General features: G+C 70.5%; 14 protein-coding genes. 5 read left to right on the top strand and 9 right to left on the bottom strand.

Annotated elements, in window-relative coordinates; translation table 11 throughout:
- Positions 1–10 precede the first annotated feature (10 nt).
- On the bottom strand, positions 11–925 hold the full coding sequence (locus WME83_RS07125) for a LysR family transcriptional regulator (protein WP_437318498.1): 915 nt from the start codon (positions 923–925) through the stop codon (positions 11–13).
- Between the two features lie 354 nt (positions 926–1279).
- On the opposite strand from WME83_RS07125, the gene WME83_RS07120 reads away from it, so the two are divergent.
- Positions 1280–1996, top strand: coding sequence for a haloacid dehalogenase type II (locus tag WME83_RS07120; RefSeq protein WP_437318497.1), 717 nt, complete (start codon positions 1280–1282; stop codon positions 1994–1996).
- 45 nt (positions 1997–2041) lie between these two features.
- On the opposite strand, the gene WME83_RS07115 is transcribed toward WME83_RS07120, so the two are convergent.
- Positions 2042–2779, bottom strand: a complete 738-nt coding sequence (locus WME83_RS07115) for a DJ-1/PfpI family protein (protein WP_437318496.1) — start codon at positions 2777–2779, stop codon at positions 2042–2044.
- Between the two features lie 296 nt (positions 2780–3075).
- Between WME83_RS07115 and WME83_RS07110 the strand changes: the two genes are divergently transcribed.
- Positions 3076–4035: a GlxA family transcriptional regulator gene (locus WME83_RS07110; protein ID WP_437318495.1), complete on the top strand. Its 960-nt coding sequence runs from the start codon at positions 3076–3078 to the stop codon at positions 4033–4035.
- A 580-nt stretch (positions 4036–4615) separates the two neighbouring features.
- Positions 4616–6130 carry an FAD-dependent oxidoreductase gene (locus WME83_RS07105; RefSeq protein ID WP_437318494.1) on the top strand — a complete coding sequence of 505 codons (1515 nt, stop codon included), beginning with the start codon at positions 4616–4618 and terminating at the stop codon, positions 6128–6130.
- Between the two features lie 75 nt (positions 6131–6205).
- On the opposite strand, the gene WME83_RS07100 is transcribed toward WME83_RS07105, so the two are convergent.
- Entirely contained in the window at positions 6206–6817 is a 612-nt protein-coding gene (locus tag WME83_RS07100; protein ID WP_437318493.1) for an acyl-CoA-like ligand-binding transcription factor, read from the bottom strand.
- Between the two features lie 368 nt (positions 6818–7185).
- Between WME83_RS07100 and WME83_RS07095 the strand changes: the two genes are divergently transcribed.
- Together WME83_RS07095 and WME83_RS07090 are read left to right on the top strand one after the other, a co-directional pair.
- A complete protein-coding gene (locus tag WME83_RS07095; RefSeq protein WP_437318492.1) occupies positions 7186–8034 on the top strand; it encodes an SDR family NAD(P)-dependent oxidoreductase in 849 nt (282 codons plus the stop codon).
- A 378-nt stretch (positions 8035–8412) separates the two neighbouring features.
- Positions 8413–10476, top strand: coding sequence for a M12 family metallopeptidase (locus WME83_RS07090; RefSeq protein WP_437318491.1), 2064 nt, complete (start codon positions 8413–8415; stop codon positions 10474–10476).
- Positions 10477–10583: 107 nt separating this feature from the next.
- On the opposite strand, the gene WME83_RS07085 is transcribed toward WME83_RS07090, so the two are convergent.
- The 6 genes from WME83_RS07085 to WME83_RS07060 all read right to left on the bottom strand — a co-directional run bounded on the left by WME83_RS07085 (position 10584) and on the right by WME83_RS07060 (position 17801).
- Entirely contained in the window at positions 10584–11726 is a 1143-nt protein-coding gene (locus WME83_RS07085) for a serpin family protein (RefSeq protein WP_437318490.1), read from the bottom strand.
- A 1135-nt stretch (positions 11727–12861) separates the two neighbouring features.
- Positions 12862–13974 carry an ABC transporter substrate-binding protein gene (locus WME83_RS07080; RefSeq protein WP_437318489.1) on the bottom strand — a complete coding sequence of 371 codons (1113 nt, stop codon included), beginning with the start codon at positions 13972–13974 and terminating at the stop codon, positions 12862–12864.
- 70 nt (positions 13975–14044) lie between these two features.
- A complete protein-coding gene (gene gdhA, locus WME83_RS07075; RefSeq protein ID WP_437318488.1) occupies positions 14045–15394 on the bottom strand; it encodes an NADP-specific glutamate dehydrogenase in 1350 nt (449 codons plus the stop codon).
- Positions 15395–16037: 643 nt separating this feature from the next.
- Positions 16038–16268, bottom strand: a complete 231-nt coding sequence (locus tag WME83_RS07070; protein WP_437318487.1) for a hypothetical protein — start codon at positions 16266–16268, stop codon at positions 16038–16040.
- A gap of 85 nt (positions 16269–16353) precedes the next feature.
- Positions 16354–17106, bottom strand: a complete 753-nt coding sequence (locus WME83_RS07065) for an N-acetylmuramoyl-L-alanine amidase family protein (RefSeq protein ID WP_437318486.1) — start codon at positions 17104–17106, stop codon at positions 16354–16356.
- A complete protein-coding gene (locus WME83_RS07060) occupies positions 17103–17801 on the bottom strand; it encodes a hypothetical protein (protein ID WP_437318485.1) in 699 nt (232 codons plus the stop codon). The genes WME83_RS07065 and WME83_RS07060 overlap by 4 nt, the downstream gene beginning before the upstream one ends.
- Positions 17802–17870 lie beyond the last annotated feature (69 nt).

The following is a 17870-nucleotide window of genomic DNA, read 5'->3' as shown; positions in this document are numbered from 1 at the left end:
GCGGCGCGTGTCACCGGCCCGGGCGCGGCCGCGCGCCCGGCCGGAGGGCGCCTCGCAGCGGCCCGAGGGCGTCGGTGACGAACGCGACGAGCGCCTTCACGCGGGGCACCCCGCGCGTGTCGCGGTGCACCCCGAGCCACAGCGTGCGCTCGGGCGGCGGCGACGGCGGCGAGAGCAGGCGCAGGCCCGCCGTCGCGTCGCCCAGGTAGCGCGGCAGGCAGACGAGCCCGACCCCGGCGGCCCCCATCGTCGCCTGGGCCTCGCGGCCGTTGGTGCGGGCGGCGACGCGGGCCTTCGCGGCGACGGCGCGCAGCCACGCGAGGTCGGCGACCGCCGGCGGCTCGTCGCTCATCGTGACGAGGGCGTGGCCCTCGCACTGCCGGTCGAAGTCCGGCGGGCCGCGCTCGGCGAGGTACGCCTCCGACGCGTAGAGGCCGAACCCGATGCGCGCGACCTCGCGCTGGAACACCTCGCGGTGCTCGAACGCGGCGGGGCGAAAGGCGATGTCCGCCTCCCGCCGCGGGAGGCTCAGCCAGCGCGCGTCCGCGACGAGCTCGACGGAGATGCCGGGGTGGCGCGCGAGGAACGGGGCGAGCAGCGGCCCGAGGACGCGGGCGGCGAGCCACTCGGACGCGGTGACGCGGAGGTGGCCTGTCAGGCCGGCGTCGCGTCCGGCGGCGGCGCGCTCGGCGGCGAGCGCGCCCTGCTCCATGCGCTCGGCGTGGCCGAGCACGCTCTCGCCCGCGGCCGAGAGCGCGAACCCCGACGGCGCGCGCCGGAAGAGCTTCGCCCCGAGGCGCCGCTCGAACGCGTCGATGCGCCGCCCCACGGTCGGCTGGGTGACCTTCAGCGCGCGCGCGGCGGCCGAGAGGCTGCCGTGCCGGGCGACGGCGAGGAAATAGCGCAGATCGTCCCAGTCGAGCATGGTCTTCGCGCGGGGCGCCGCTGCGCGAGAGCGCCCCGCGCCATGCGCAGATGCATGACGAGTATACGGCGATGGCGGATGTCCGGGCAACGGCGGAGGGTGCATGCTCTCTCCACGCCTTCGCGCGATCGTCTCTGGCGCAGCGCTCGCGTCTCTCTGCGTGAGCTCTCTTCGCGACGCTGCGCGCGTCTCGCGCGTCTCGCGCGTCTCGCGCGTCTCGCGCGTCTCGCGCGTCTACCCCACTTCATGTCGGATGACCCGATCGAGGCCAGCATGCATTCGAGTCGTCGTACGTTTCTCCATCGCGTGGCCGGAACGGCCGCGACAGGCCTTCTGAGCTCGGCCCCGCCGGCCGTGACCGCCTCGTGCGCCGCGGAGCGCGGGCCCGCGCCGGATCGGAAGATCAAGGCCATCGCCTTCGACGCCTTTCCGATCTTCGATCCGCGGCCGATCGCCGCGCTGGCGGAGGAGCTCTGTCCGGGCAAGGGCGCCCTGCTGAGCGAGGCCTGGCGCACCCGTCAATTCGAGTACACGTGGCTCCGGGTCGCCGCCCGCGAGTACGCCGATTTCTGGCAGGTGACCGCAGACGCGCTGGCGTTCGCCGAGCGGGCGCTGCGGCTCGATCTCGGCGAGGAGCGGCGGGCGCGGCTCCTCGGGGCGTACCTCGAGCTTAAGGCGTGGCCCGACGCGCTCCCCGCGCTCGCGTCGCTGAGGCGCGCGGGCCTCCGGCTCTCGTTCCTGTCCAACTTCACGCCGAGGATGCTCGGCGCCGCGATCGAGCGCTCCGGCCTGGGAGGCCTGTTCGATCGCGTGCTCAGCACCGACCTGGCGCGGACCTACAAGCCGGATCCGCGCGCATACCGGGTGGCGCTCGACGCGCTCGGCCTCGCCCGCGAGGAGATCCTGTTCGTCCCGTTCGCCGGCTGGGACGCCGCGGGCGCCCGCTGGTTCGGCTATCCCACGTTCTGGGTCAACCGCCTGGGCCTGCCGGCCGAGGAGCTCGGCGTGAGCGCCGACGCCGCGGGAGCGAGCCTGAACGATCTCGTCGAGTTCGTCACGGCGGGGGCGTGACCGCCGCCGGCCGCGGCGGCGGAGGGGCGCGGCCCGGGGCGCGGCTCAGGCGATCTCCAGCCGCCGGGAGGCGCGGATGCCCACCTGGCGCGTCTCCTCGATCAGCGGCGCCATCCGCTGGAACGACCTCGCCGTCCGCTCTGGCCCGGCGAGCTCCGGGCTGCCCGTGCCGTAGGGCGGCTCCGGCGCATACTCCATCTCCAGCTCGCACTCCCTGGCGACCTCGTCGCCGCACAGGCGCCCGATCAGGCGCAGCCCCAGATCGAACCCGCCGGACACCGGCCCTGAGGTGAGCCGATTCCGGTCTTCCACCACGTTCCCCTGGGTGGGGATCGCGCCGTAGTAGGCGAGCTGATCGTGCAGGTGAAAGTTCGTGGTGGCCCGGTAACCCTTGAGCAGGCCCGCGGCGCCCAGCATCAGGGCGCCGGCGCAGACGCCGGACAACCACGCCGCGCGGCCGCCGTACTCTGCGAGGAACGCGAGCGACTCCTTGTCCTCCATGACGTGCGGCGGAACCGCCGGCACATGGAGGACGTCGAGCGCCTTCGGGCATTCGCTGAACGCTGTGGTGGCCCGCGTCGTGAAGCGCGGGACGCCCGCGATCTCGTCCCTGTTCTTCCACACGAGGTGGAGGTCCACGTTGGGCAGGACCCCGAACACCGTCTGCAGGCCGATGTTGTCGGGCAGGAAGAAGCCGGGGCAGACGAAGAGCGCCACCTGGAGCTTGCGCTCCACGGGGAGGCTCAGGGGCAAGGTGAACGAGGCATCGTCATGAACGCTCATCGTGAATCCTTTCTGGTCTCGCGAGGACGCGAAGCAGGCGCGAGCGGCGCTCGTGAGCATGCGCCCCGCGCGGGACGGCAGAGGGACAGAGCACCTGCATTTTCTGCCGCACGCCGCGCGGCGAGCCGGCCCGCGGCGCGGCGCCGCGGCGGGCGGTCTGGCAGGAAATGCGGGTGCTTTGTCGTTGCGGTCGGGTGCGCGGCGGGTACCGTCGTCGCGTGAGTCGGCCCCGTCCCTCGAAGCGCGCTCCGCGAGGCTCGCCGAGCGCGAGCCCGCATGCGCCGACGCGCAGGATCGTGGTCGTGGCCTACGACGGCGCGGGCGCCATCGACGTGATGGGCCCCGTCGATGTCTTCGCCTTGGCCTCGGCGTGCGCCGTCGCGAGGTGCCCTGGGGCTCCGCCGGCGTACGCCGTCGAGATCGCCGCGGTGTCGGGCGGCGTGATCCGGACGCTCTCCGGGGCGCAGATCGTCGCCGACAAGGCGCTCGAGGACGTGGCCCCCGGCGCCGATACGGTGCTCGTCGCGGGGGGCGATCCTCGAGAGGCGATGCGAGACGCCCGGCTGCTCGGCTGGCTGCGCGCGGCGACGCCCGAGGTGCGGCGCATGGGCGCGGTCTGCACGGGCACCTTCATCCTCGCCGCCGCGGGGCTGCTCGCGGGGCACCGCGCCGCCACCCACTGGCGCGAGGCGGCCGCGCTCGCGCGCCAGTTTCCCGCCATCGAGGTCGATCCCGACGCGATCTTCGTGCGGTCCGGGAAGCTCTACACCTCTGCGGGCACGACCGCGAGCATCGATCTCGCGCTCTCGCTGGTGGAGGAGGATCTCGGGTACGACGTCGCGCTCGAGGTGGCGCGCGGCATGGTGGTGTTCCTCAAGCGCCCTGGCGGACAGTCGCAGTTCAGCCGCCCGCTCCGCGCGCAGGAGGCGGCCGCGGGGCCGCTCGGGAGCGTGATCGCGTGGGCCCTGCGGCACCTCGACGCCGACCTGCGCGTCGAGGTGCTGGCCGAGAGAGCCGGGATGAGCCCCCGCAACTTCGCGCGAACCTTCACGAGGGCGCTGCAGACGACGCCCGCGAAGTTCGTCGAGGCGGCGCGGCTGGAGCAGGCGCGCTCGTGTCTGGAGGGGGGGCGAGCGTCGATCAAGCAGCTCGCGCGCGACTGCGGCTTCGGCACCGACGAGCGGATGCGGCGCGCATTCCAGCGCACGCTCCAGGTCACGCCCGAGGAGTACCGGCGGCGCTTCGGGCGCTCGTGAGCCGACGCCGCGGGGCGCGGTGGATCAACATAGTTCTTAACAATTCATTGGACGATAGCGGTGGCCGGGGGGCGTCGAATCGATAAGCTGCCCGGAGCGCCTCCTCGTTCTGGGCCTTGCCCGGCGAGGCGCGAGCGAAAGGAACTCACGATGATGAGGATGGTTCGACGGGCTCTGGCCTCCGTGATTTTGCTTTCCGGCGTGGGCCTCTGGGTGTGCGCCGCCGGCGCGCCTGCGGCGGCGGCCACGGAGGCCCCCGCGGCAGAAGAGGCGCAGCCCGCGGCATGTTGGGAGTGCGTCAAGGACAGCGATTGCGACGCCAGATGCGACGGCCCGGGCACCGGCGTCTGCCGGTGGTCCGGCTGCACGCGCTGCCTCTGTACCCAGTAGCCGATCCCCGCGTCTGGCTATCCATGGGTCAGACGTCTGGCCGTCCGCGGTTTCGTTTGCCCCGGACGGCCCCTCTCGACACCCCTCGAGATCCTCATCAATCTCCAGGACGGTCGACCCCCGGAGGATCCCCTGGGCACCTTGCCTCGCCCTGCGGATCGCCTAGGCTGCCGCGGGGGGCTCCGACGACATGCAGTCGACGTCGCGCAGGGGTGCGGGCCAGCGCCATGTGGTCGTGATCGGCGGAGGGCTCGCGGGGACCGCGGCCGCCGTGCTCCTCGCCGAGCGGGGCGTCGAGGTGACGCTCGTCGAGCGCGAGGCGCACCTCGGGGGCCGCGCCGGGGCGTGGACCGAGCGCCTTCGGGACGGGACAGCCTTCGAGATGGAGCGAGGCTTTCACGCCTTCTTCCGGCACTACGCCAACGTGCGGGCGCTGCTCAGGCGCATCGATCCCGACCTCTCGCTCCTCACGCCGCTCTCCGACTATCCGCTGCTCGGCCCCGGCGGCGCGGTCGAGTCGTTCTCCGGCCTCCCCACGCGCACGCCGCTCAACGTCGCGGCGCTGCTCCTCCGCTCTCCCAGCGTGCGCCTCTCGGACCTCCTCCGGGTCGACCTGCGGAGCGCGCTCACGATGTTCACCTTCGATCCGGAGCAAACGTACCTCGATCTCGACGCGATGACCGCGAAGGAATACCTCGACGGGCTGCGCCTCGCCCCGGAGGCGCGGCAGATGCTGTTCGATGTGTTCGCGCATTCGTTCTTCAATCCGGACAGCGACTATTCGGCGGCCGAGCTCCTCGCGATGTTCCATTTCTACTTCCTGGGCAACCGGGAGGGGCTCGTGTTCGACGTCGTGAAGGAGCCCTTCAGCACCGCGGTGTGGCGGCCGATGGAGCGTTATCTTCGCAGCCGGGGCGTCGCGATCGCCTCCCGGCGCGAGGCCAGGGCCGTCGAGCGGGAGGAGGGGCGCTTCGCGGTGCGGCTCGGCGCCGGCGAGCGGCTCGCGTGTGATGGGGTCGTCCTCGCGGTCACCGTCCCGGCGGTGCGTCGGCTCGTCGCCGCCTCGCCCGCGCTCGCCGCGCTGGAGGGCGGCGTGGCCAACCTGGAGGTCGCCCCGCCGTTCGCCGTGTGGCGGCTCTTCCTCGATCGCCCGTGCGCGCCCGAGCGGGCGCCGTTCGCGGGCACGACGGGGCTCGGCCTGCTCGACAACATCTCGCTCTATGAGCGCTTCGAGGGGGAGAGCCGGCGCATCGCCGGGGCCACGGGCGGGTCCGTGGTCGAGCTCCACGGCTACGCGCTGCCCGAGGCCATGGACGAGGGCGCGATCCGCGCCGACCTGCTCTCGAGCCTCCACCGGGCGTACCCCGAGACGGCCGCGGCGCGCGTCCTCGACGAGCGCTTCCTCCTCCGGCGCGACTGCCCGGCCTTTCGCCCGGGCTCCCACGCGCGCCGCCCCGGCGTCCGCACGCCCGTGCCCGCCGTGGTCCTCGCCGGCGATTACGTGAAGCTCCCTTTCCCGAGCGGCTTGATGGAGCGCGCGACGGCGAGCGGCTTCCTCGCCGCCAATGCCCTGCTGGAGCGCTTCGGGCTGCCGGCCGGCGAGGTCGCCCACGGGCCGATTCGTGGCCTCCTGCCCGCGCGGCTCGCGCGGCTGCTGCGTCCCTCGCGGGCGGCGCCCGGGCGGCCTGTCCCCTCCGCGGCGTGAGCCCCCTCCTTCGCGCTCGGGCGGCCCCCCGGTCCACGGCCGACGTCGGCCCCGGACGCCGCCGCCGCGCGGGCCCTACCGGGCGCGCTCGTGCTCGCGATCGAGCGCCCGGAAGCCCTCGTCGGCGAGCTCGAGGAGATCCTCCGTCGCGCCGCGCGCGAGCCACGCGTCGATCGCACACTGCATGATGGCGACCGCGCAGCTCGCCAGCACCCGCGGCGCGAGGTCGCGCTGCGGATCCAGGCCCATGCGCGCGGCCAGCGGCTCGCTGATGGCCTCCGCGCAATGGCCGAGCCGCTCGCTCTGCCTCGCGCGGATCGCCGGCGTCTTCGCGACGAACTGCTGGACAGCGACGAAGCGCGGCAGATTCCCCTCGTAGAGCCGGCCGAGGGTATCCCGGACCGCGTTGCGGGTCGCCACGAGCGGCGGCTCGCTCCGAGGGCGCGCGCGGATCGACGCGCACGCCACCTCGATGAGCTGGTCCATCCAGGCGATGAGCAGGTCTTCCTTCGACTCGAAGTAGCGGAAGAACGTCCTCCGCGAGATCTCGACAGCTCCGAGCACCTCGTCGAGCGTCGTCTGCTCGTAGCCATGTTTCAGGAAGAGGTCGATCGCGGTCTCGATGATCTGCGCGCGCGTCCGCTCCTTCTTGCGCTCTCGGAGCCCCGGGGCCTGGCCCTCCGTCATGGCGCCAGCCTACCACACGCAGGATCCGGGTGCCTCTCCTTGACAAATGCTACTCAGTAGCACATTCTTTCCCCTGTCGCGGCTCCCCGCCGACTTCGAGCGATCTCGGGCGATTTCCGGCGAGGGAGCGCGCGTCCACGGGTCCACGGGTACGGAGTCCATCCATCGCCGCGCCCGGAGCGGCGCCGATGCCTCGGCGCGATCGTCGCGCGCCTGGGTCCTCGCGCGCGGGCGCACCGCCGGACGCCGCTTTGCTGCGGACACCGACGTTTCTGTTGTACGCGCGCCGGTCGGCTCGGGCGACCGGCGCGCCCACGGCCGTCGTCCGCCGGAGGACGCGCGGAGAGGCGGCCCTCCCAGGAGCCACGATGATCACCAAGGAACACGACAAGATCGCGCTCATCACGGGCGCAAACCACGGTATCGGCCTCGAGCTCACGCGGCGCCTGCTGTCGGAGGGCTTTCAGGTCATCGCGCTGAACCGCTCGGGGTTCCCCGAGGACGATGCGCTGATCCGGGAGAGCATCGAGCGCCGCAGGCTCCGTGTCCACCGGGCGGATCTGTCCGATTTCGAGAGCCTCAGGCGCGCGCTCGGCGCGATCAGGGCGAGCGAAGAGAGGATCGACGTGCTGTTCAACAACGCCGGCGGCAGCGTCCCGGAGCTGACCTTCTCCAGGCAAGGCCGCGAGCTGCACTTCGAGCTCCAGACCGTGGCGCCGTACGTCATCGCGATGGAGCTCAGGGACCTGCTGCGGAGGGGGGCCTTGAAGACGGTCGTGAACACCTCCTCCAGCGCGTTCGACATGACGAGGCGCTTCGACCCCGACGCCCTGGAGCGCCCGGCGTCGTTCAAGCAGCTCTTCGGCCCTTACGCGACCTCCAAGCTCGCGCTCTCCCTCTGGACGCGTGAGGTGGCGCCGCTGCTCGAGAAGGACGGGATCAAGATCCGGAGCGTGGATCCAGGGGGCAACAACACGCTGAGGAAGGGGAAGCGGTCGGGGCTGCCGTTCTTCGTGAAGACGCTGATGAGGCTCTTCTTCCCGCCCCCGACCCAGGGCGCCTCCCGGCTGTACGAGGGGGCGTTCGGCGCGCACCGGGAGCTCTCGGGCGTCCACTTGAAGAAGGACCGCGCGATGGATCTCCCGTTCCGGGAGCATGGCCCGAGGGTGCTGGAGAAGGTGCGCTCCATCCACGAGCGGGAGTTCGCCGCCAGCTGACGCGCCCGCTTCCTCGGGGCGGCGGCGCCCTCCTGGGGCGTGGAGGGCGCGTCGCTGGCGAGGATCTGGAGCGAGCGTGACATGTCACGCCGCGAGCGTGACATGTCACGGCGAGAGCGTGACATGTCACGCCGAGAGCGCGCCCCCGGCCGCTCCATGAAGAGGCCTGAGCGACCCCGCCGCGCCCTGGCCGACGTCGATCCTCGCGCTGAACGCGCCGGAGCTCACGGCGCGTGGCGGCTCGAGGCGCTGGCATGTCGCTTGTAGTGACGCGCCGCCAGCCGATCGGTGGTCGACGGCATGCTGACCGCAGTCTCGCTCGTCGTGCGGCGAGCCGCCGAGAGCGGGACACGCAGGTCTCTCGAAAGCAGGTAGGAAATGATGAGAAGAACGTGCGCTCTTCCTTGCTCGACGTTGCTCGTCCTCGGCGCAGCGCTCGCCGGCGCCGGGTGCGGAGGCGACGCCGGGCCGGACGTCCCCGGCCCCACGGCGCATGCGTGCACCATCGACTCCGTCGATCTCGCGTGCACCCAGTCGATCTCGGCCGAGCTCAACACCAAGAGCAAGGGCGAGAAGCGGTCGATGCTCGTGGACGGCAGGAACGGCCCCGAGGAGCTTCACTACGAGGTGGTGGACGGGCTGGCCGTCCACGAGGGCGACATCGTCCTGGGTACGGCGGAGGAGCTAGAGTCGCGGCCGAAAGGAGCTGGAGTGATGCTGCGGGAGCTGCGGTGGCCCAATCGCACCATCCCGTACGTGATCGACAGCAATCTCTCCTCGAGCATGCAGCTCAACGTCAACAGCGCCATCTCCCACTGGGAAGCGAACACGGACATCGATTTCGTCCCCCGCACGACCCAGGCCGACTACGTCGAGTTCGTCCTTTCGAACGCGTGCCGCTCGCCCGCCGGAAGGAAGGGCGGGAGACAGAAGATCGAGCTCTCCGAGATGCAAAATCCGTCCGATATCGTGGGCATCGCCATCGCGAAGTCGAGCGACTGGGTGTATACCTGGTACAACGACGGCTTCGTCTCCGTGGGGACCAGCACGGATCTCGACTCGCGCGTGGCCTCGTATGAGTACGAGCTCCCGAGCGGATATCAGGCGACCGACATCGTCGCCATGTCGATCGCGTCGACCGACCGCGTGTATACCTGGTACGATGACGGCAAGTTCACGATCGGCACGTCGCGGAACCTCGCCTATTACCAGGGGCCGACGACGTACTCGTTGCCGCCGGGCTACGCGATCGCCAGCATCCGGGGCATCGGCATCGCGGGGACGACGGACCACATCTACGTCTGGTACTCGAACGGGAACGTCAGCAGCGGGACGTCGTCGGACTTCGACGCGCACTCGGCGCCCCACGCCTACGCGCTGCCGCCCGGAGAGAGCTCGGGCATGATCGTCGAGATCGACATCGCGGCGAACGATCGCGTCTATACGTGGTTCACCGACGCGAGGAAGAGCTCTGGAACCAGCGTCGATCTGGACGCGGCGACCGGGCTGCAGGGCTACAAGCCCCCGGGGGGGTGCGGGTTCGGCAACATCGTCCACGAGATCGGGCACGCCGTGGGGCTCCGGCACGAGCAGAGCCGATGCGATCGTGACGAGTTCGTGACGGTCAATTCAGGCAACATCTTGTCGGGCGAAGAGCACAATTTCACGAAGTACTGCGGCAATGACGGGCGCGATCTGGACGAGTTCGACTTCGGATCCATCATGCTCTACGGCTCCTTCGCCTTCCCCGCGGACCCCAACCTCCCGACCATGGTCAAGGCGAGCGACGGCAGCGTGTTCTACGCCCAGCGGAGCGCCCTGAGCGCAGGCGACGTCCAGTCCGTCAGGGAGCTGTACGGCTACTCTCCGCCGGAGGGCAGGACGCCGGCCAGCATCGTCGGGATGGGCATCGCCAGCACTGACCGCGTGTACACCTGGTATGCGGACGGGAAGGTCGCGGCCGGCAGGAGCTACGATCTCGACTACTTCAACGCGCCGTACAGCTACTCGCTCCCGCCCGGCCGGCTCCCGAGCGACATCGTGGCCCTCTCGATCGCGAAGTCGACCGACTGGGTGTACGCCTGGTACGACGACGGCACCGTGAGCGCGGGCACGAGCAGCGATCTCGACGCGCACCTCGGCCCGTACGCCTACTCGCTCCCGCCCGGCAAGACCATCGCCGACATCGTGGAGATCGCGATCAACCCGTCGGACAACGTCTATGTCTGGTACGACGATGGCACGATGAGCATCGGCACGACGTCGGATCTGGACGCCGTGCAGGCGCCGACCGCGTACTCCTTGCCGCCTGGCAAGTCGGCGTCGATGATCAAGGGCATCGACATCGCGAACAGCACCTCGCGTGTCTACGTCTGGTTCTCCGACTACACGCTGTCCGTCGGGACCAGCTCGGACCTCGATTACCACCAGGCGACCTGGTAGAGCGCGGGAGCGCCGTCCGCCTCGCCCCTCCGCGCCCCCCGCGTCGCTCACGGCGGGGCGCGCCGAGGGGCGGGCAGCGGCCTCGCTCCCCGGCGGGCTCGGAGCTCCTACCTGGACGGGTCGGCCACGCGGCCCACGAAGAGGATCGTGCGCGCGTCGTTGTCCCGGATGAAGAAGACGAACGGCCGATCGAAGCGGATGGCCGCGGCCGGGGACGCGCGCTCGTCGATCGCCACCGCCGTCGCCGCCGCGGCCTCGGTCCCGGCCTCGTTCACGTCCACGAACGCCTTGTGGACCACGGCGCTGATGGCCAGGTTTCGCGACCCGTCGATGCCCGAGAAATCCGCGTTGGAGAACGGGGCGGTCATCCCCAGCTCCTTGAGGGGCGGGATGAGATCGAACCGCGACTCCACCCTGAATTTCGGCAACGTGATGGTGACGTCCCGCGTCTCCTGGAAGACGAGGAGGGTGCTGAGAGCCGAGAAATCGAAGCCCGCCTCGAACTCGCCGAGGTCCGATGGCAGCACGAGCACCATCGACAGGCGGTCTTCCTGGTACGGCACCTCGACCGCCTGGTACCCGTCGTCCTCGTGATACCGCATGGGCGCCTTGTTGGTCATCATCGGCACGGACGCCTTGGACCCGTCCGCCAGCGTGAAGTCGCCGGGGGCCGTCGCGTCCTCGTCGAAGGGGAACTTCCAGGCCGCGTTGAAATAGATCGCGTTCGTCAGCACGAGCCGCGTGGTGCTCTGGACATCGTTCTGCTGAAGGAGGTCCTTGATCCGGTCCTCGGTGCGCTCGGCCACCCAGTCATTGATGATCTTCCGCGACGCCTCGGCCGCCCCGGCGAAATCGAGGAGGGTCATCCCCGCCCCGTAGTGCTCCGCGAGCACGTCGAGGAACGAAGGTAGGAACGGATGGCCGATCTGACCCCAGAGCGCATTGGCGATGTTGAGCTGGAACTTGCCGCCGCCCGCCCCGCTCGCCCCCTCGCCGCGGCTCTCGAGCACACGATTGAGGACGTTGAACGTCGGGTGCAGCCGCTCCTGGGACAGCGTCGTGAAGTGAAGCGTGCTCGCCATCTGCTCTTCCGTCTCGGTGCGGGCCCCTGCGTACGTCATCGCCAGCGCGCTCGAGATGCTGTAGGGCGAGTAGAAGAGGTTGCCCGGCTGGGCGCCGAGCTCGTGGTAGAGGTCGAGCGCGAACCTCGTGTTGCCGTCGGCGAGGTCGTCGCGCTCGACGTCCGACACCTGAGGGTCGAGGATCCGCTCTTTGTCGGAGGCGGCGACGCACGGCGGCGCGCCTCCGTCGCTGCACGCTGACCGTGGATTCGGTTCCATTGTGTCGGAGACGCAGCCGGCGAAGATCAGGGAGAGTGGGAGGAGGGCTGAAAGGACCTGGAGCTTGCGCATGCGCCCCGGCAGAGCAGGTGTTATGCCACGGCGGCGCGAGGCGCGTCGCGGCCCGTGGCACCGACTCCCCGCCGACCCGGGGCACCCGTGGATGGCGCCGCTCCGCTGGCCAGCGGCGCAGCGCGGCGGCGGCCGCGATCGATGAGGCAGAGTTGGCCCACTGTGGCGCAGCTCGCGGGGTGCCTCCTTGCGGGGAGGGTCGGGCAACGCGATCCCTCGGCGCGGGGCGTCGCCGGCCCGGCCGCAGAGGCGCGCGTCGTGGTCCGGGCGGCCGCGGAAGAGGACGTGAGCTCTCGCGGCTCTCGCCCCCTCTTCGGTGATCGTCAGGGCCGCGTTCACGGTCTCGCCGCTGGCGCCCCCCACGCGTATCCAGCTGGAGGACGAGAACGGGCCGCCTTCCGAGAGCGGCTCGACCAGCGCCGCTTGGCTCAGCCCGTGGCTCGCCTCGGTCCGTCCGCTCACGCAGCCCGCAAAGCCCTCTCGCTCGCTCGCGGCGTCCACGCCGAGCTCCCCGCCCGTCGCTGCCCAGCCCGCGTCGGGTAGTGGTCAACTTTGCCCAGGGAGTGTCCACATGAAGGCGGGAAGGCGGGAAGATCATTCATGCTTTCTTCCCGCCTTCCTGCCTTCATGTTCAAATTTGACCACTACCCCGCAGGCTGTGGCGCGAAGGCGGCACCTCGGCGCACGGATACGCTGTGGAATCGCCATCGCTTTCCAGTGAGGTCGGATCGTATACCCATGTCTGTGAGCCTGGAGCAGCTACCGCGCTTTGATTTTCCTCTCCCCGCTGCCGCCGTCGTAACGTTTTGCTGTACCTGGCTGACTCGTGCGCTGCCTGCGCGCGCTGTTCGGCGAAACGAGAAAGGCCACGCTCGCCTGGCGGCCCAGAGTTCGGGGGCAGCTCAGCCCGCGCAAAACCCACCGCGGCCAGCTCGCGAGCTCAGATCTGGGGCCGTCGGCCCCCTGCGCGCTCTCAGCCGACGTGAAGGATCCGAAAGCGATCGGGCGCCGCCGGATCTCGATCGACGACTTGGACCGGCGGCCAAGCCCATTGCCAGACGCTGACGCCTGGCGTGCGGGAGAGCTGGATCTGCCCGCGGGTGCCTTCGACCGCGACGCGCGCCCAGGATCCGGCGGCGCGCGCCCGGTCCGCGCCGTGAGAACGCAGCACATCGGCGAGGACGGTGACCGTGTCGTAGCCCTCGAAGGCGACGAAGGAGGGTGCTCCGGCCAGCCGCTCGCGCAGGGCCGCCTCGACTCGGGCACCGAGCGGGCTGAGGCGCTCGGGCAGGTAGCGTAAGAACGGGATCGCGGCGCCGTCGCCGCCCAGCAACGTCGCCCATTCGGCGAACTCCGGTTGCCCGGCCGGAGCACCCATCATGATCTCGGCGAGGCGCCGGTCGCGGCGGACCGACGTGACGATCGACACCGCCGGCTCCGGGTAGCCGACCAGCAGAAGGAGGGCTGTCGCGCGATGGTCGACGAGCTCGTCGCACACGGCCGCGGGGGCGAGCGCGCGCATGTCGAGCTCGATGACGGTGCCGCCGCGTGGAGCGAGGTAGTCCCGCAGAATGCGGACCCCAGACGCCCAGTAGACGCTCGAATCGGCTGCTACGGCGATGCGCCTGTGGCCCGCGTCAAGGAGGAAATTCGCGTAGATCCGCCAGCCGTGGGACTGCGCCGGGGCGAGGCGCGCGACCCATTCCGTCGGCTGGTCGGTGAGCGCGTCGAGGACCGCTGACGAGCAGAGGAACGGCAGGCCGAGGGCGTCGGCCCTGGCGGCAGCGGCGCGAGCGACGACGCTGTGATACTCCCCCGCCAAGGCAGCCACGCCCAGGCGAGCCAGCTCATCGACGGCCGCCGCGGCCCTCTTCGGATCAGCCGCGGTGTCTCGGACCACCAGCTCGAGGGGTCTCCCGACGATCCCGCCGGCGTCATTGACGTCACGAACGGCCAGCTCGAGTCCAGCGAGCAAGTGCCGGCCTGCCTCGACCCAGCCGGGCCGAGTGAGCGGAACGAGCGCGCCGATCTGGACGGAGGATCCGTCAGCCCGCTCCGCTCCAGGTGGCGACAGCGGCGTATTCACGCGTTGGCGTCTCCCATGGGACGATGTCTGGCCGCCTCGTGCGCGGTTTCCGTTCCCTCGCGGCCAGCCGTCAGATCACGCCGAGCGCGATCATGGCGCGCGCGACCCGCAGGAACCCCGCGACGTTCGCGCCCACCACATAGTTGCCCGACACGCCGAGCTCCTCCGCCGTGTCGTAGCACGTGCGATGGATGTTCGTCATGATCTCGGCGAGCCGCTTTTCGGTGTGCTCGAACGACCACGAGTCGCGGCTCGCGTTCTGCTGCATCTCGAGCGCCGAGGTCGCCACGCCGCCGGCGTTCGCCGCCTTGCCGGGGCCGAACGCCACCCCCGACTCGAGGAAGACGCGCACGCCGTCGGGCGTGGTGGGCATGTTCGCGCCCTCGGCGACGGCGCGGCAGCCGTTCTTCACCAGCGTCGCCGCGTCGCGCGCGTTCAGCTCGTTCTGCGTCGCGCAGGGGAGCGCGATCTGGCACGGCACCTCCCAGACGTTGCCGCCCGGCGCGAAGCGCGAGCGCCGGCCGCGCCGCGTCGCGTACTCGCTGATGCGAGCGCGCTCGACCTCCTTCACCTGCTTGAGCAGCGCGAGATCGATGCCGTCGGGGTCGTGCACGTAGCCGCTCGAGTCCGAGCACGCGATGACGCGGGCCCCGAGCTGCTCCAGCTTCTGGATCGCGTAGATCGCGACGTTGCCCGAGCCCGACACCACGCACGTCTTGTCCGCGAGCTTCTCGCCGCGCACCCGCAGCATGTCGGCGACGAAGTAGACGGCGCCGTAGCCGGTCGCCTCCTTGCGCACCAGCGAGCCGCCCCACGAGAGGCCCTTGCCGGTGAGCACGCCCGACTCGTAGCGGTTCGTGAGGCGCTTGTACTGCCCGAACATGTACCCGAGCTCGCGCTCGCCCACGCCGATGTCGCCCGCCGGCACGTCGGTGTACTCGCCGAGGTGGCGGTGGAGCTCGGTCATGAAGCTCTGGCAGAAGCGCATGATCTCGCCATCGGACTTCCCCTTGGGGTCGAAGTCCGCGCCGCCCTTGCCGCCGCCGATCGGCATCCCGGTGAGCGCGTTCTTGAAGACCTGCTCGAAGCCGAGGAACTTGATGGTCCCGAGGTAGACCGTCGGGTGGAAGCGGATGCCGCCCTTGTAGGGGCCGAGCGCGCTGTTCACCTGCACACGGAAGCCGCGGTTCAGCTGCACCTCGCCGCGGTCGTCGACCCACGGCACGCGGAAGATCACCTGGCGCTCGGGCTCACAGATGCGCTCGATGATCTTCTGGCGCGTCAGCTCGGGGTGCTTCGAGAGCACCGGGCCGAGGGACTCCAGGACCTCACGGACCGCCTGGTGGAACTCCGATTCGCCGGGGTTGCGGCGAACGATTTGCGCGAAAAGGGGCTCAACTTTCTCGTCCAAATGCACCATGTCACGGGGGGTATACACCGGCGCGGCGCGCGGTCCAGTCGTCGTCGCCATCGCCCCGGATGGTTCGGAGTGTGCAGCCCGACCATCGGTGTAGTATCGGCGCCAAATTGTTGATACGATGTAATTTTCAGGAGGTGAGGCGGACCGTGGAAGGAGCCTTGTGCCCCCTGACGCGGCGTGGCGATTCGCCGTTGACGTCGCATCGCGCTGAGCATGGCGAAGGGGGACCGGTAACTGAGCTCACAGCGCTCCGGCGAACGAGGAACGGTGCGGCGCAAGGCGCAGACAGCACGTAAGGGGGACCATCGTCGGGACTCCTGCGAAGTCAGAAGAGCCTGCGAAGGCGGACGATGACGCCGCTCCGAAACGCAAGTGTGGCGGCTATCGGCCGTGGGCCGAGCTCTTGCGCCGCACATGTACGATCGATGTCCTCGAGTGCCCAACTTGCAAGGGGCGGATGAAGCTCGTCGCCATCGTGACCGAGCCAAGGAACATCGCCTGCTTCTCTCGGCGCTCGGCGAGCGCACCAGACCTCGATGGGCTTGTCGTTCTCGCCCACTAGGAGTTGCGCGATCAACGATTGTACCGGCTACTGCCCCGGCGCGTACGCATGCCCCACCAGCAGCACGTCGGCCCTCGGCTTCTAGGACACCTTGTCGCTCACCGCGGAGAGGCTCCGCGCGACGTCGTCGTTCCAGTGCTGCTCTTCGTCGTTAGGCGCGTCCTGCGCCTCCGCCAGCTTCGATTCCCCGGGCTCTAGCCGGAAGGTCGCCGTCACGACCACCGCCTGCGCGTAGGCCCCCTGCGGCTGCCAGACGAACCCGGAGACACCGAGCCTGCACGACGAAACGACGTCCATTCCGCTCGAACCCATTCAGGCCGACGCCTTTTCGGAAGGGCGCGCGCAGGTCGGCTTCTGCGTTCGCCACGGAGTTCAATGCAGCGATCGACGCCCCTTCTCACAACGCCCGAGCCAGCGCCCTCGCGACGTGGAGCATGAGGGTGTCCCGGTTCCGCACGCGGTTGGCGCCGGTCACCAGCAACTCCTCGACCCGAGGATTCGAGATGTACTCCACCTCGAGCAGCGCCGACCGGCACATGGCCCCGCTGAGGCCGACGCCTGGATCGCGCAGCACCCGGATGCTCTTCGCGTGGGTCGTGGTGTCGGGCCGGGACGCCGTCCCGCGCGTCCCGGAATCGAACGTGCGCATGCCTTGCGCCGTGGCGTCGTTCACCACGGCCGCGAGCTGCCGGTCCGCCGCCTCGTTCGTCTGGTAGCGGTTCGAGGTAGCGCGGTAGAACGATTCGATCTGGCGGAGGCTGCGGTCCGCGCTTCCGTTGAAATGAATGCTGAGGAAGATGTCGGCCTTCGCGTTGGTCGCCACGGCGATGCGATCGTTGCCGGCGACGTTGACGTCGGTCTCCCGCGTCATCAGCACCTCGACCTCGCAGTAGCCCTTCGCTTGGAAGATCGCCTGCACCTCCGCGGTCCGGAGCTGCGCGTGCAGGCTCAGGCCGAAGGCGAGCGTGAGGTTCTTCTCCAGCTCGCCGGATCGGGAGACCGCATTGTTGTGGCTGCTGCCGTCGAGGTCCTGCGTGCCGCCGTGCCCGGGATCGATGACGATGACCCGCTTCACGCCGCAGGCCTGCGTCGTCGCGCTCACGGGCGTGTCGGCCCCCGAGGTGGTCGAAGGACTCGCGAGTCCGGTCATGCGTCACCTCCTCCGAACAGCTCGCCGATCCACGGGTGGAACAGGTCCTCGCCGCAGCGATGGCCGAACGCGAACATCAGCAGCGCCGCGCGCCGGATGGAGCGCGGCGCCCGGAGCCCGTGGTCGTCCCAGGCCTTCGCGACGGCGAACGCGGCGAGGCGATCGAGCAGCTCGCCGCCGAGATGCGCGCACTTCTCCGGATGGATCTCGACCATCGCGGATCGCGCCTCGGCCGCGAGGCGCTGCCGTAGCGCCGAGTCCGGCTCGATCGCAGGCGCGCCCTCGATCGCCGCGAGGCGCAGCGCGGCCTCACGCGCGCGCTTCGGATCGAGCGGGCGGACCTGCTCGAGCCACGCGCTTGCGCTCGCGAAGAGCGCCTCGGCCCGCAGGAGCTGGTAGAGGAGCTCATCGCGCGCGAGCTGCTCGGCCGCCCACGGATATTGAGGATCGGTATCGAACCCGCGCCCGAAGAGGAGCGTCAGCTCGACGTAGAGCCGGACGGGCCCGCGGTGGGTGAAGCCATGCGCGGCCGCGTCGATCACCGCCTGATGGATCGCGCAGCGCAGGGCAGGGGCCCCGAGCGCCTCGCAGAGGTGCGGGGAGAGCGCCCGGCAGGAGCGCGCCACCTCGTCCCCGAACTCCTCCTGCGAGGCCTTCTCGAAGGCGCTGAGCTGGGCGACTCGAACGACGAACATGCGCGCTCCTTCCCGTGACCGAGGACAGGAGACGCAGGCCCGTTCCCGGCGTCAAGCGCGCGCTCCCCT

Origin of the sequence: Sorangium sp. So ce385, from assembly GCF_051474135.1 — a bacterium.
Taxonomy (GTDB): Bacteria; Myxococcota_A; Polyangia; order Polyangiales; family Polyangiaceae; genus Sorangium; species Sorangium cellulosum_D.
This window is presented reverse-complemented; position numbering and strand designations above follow the sequence as displayed.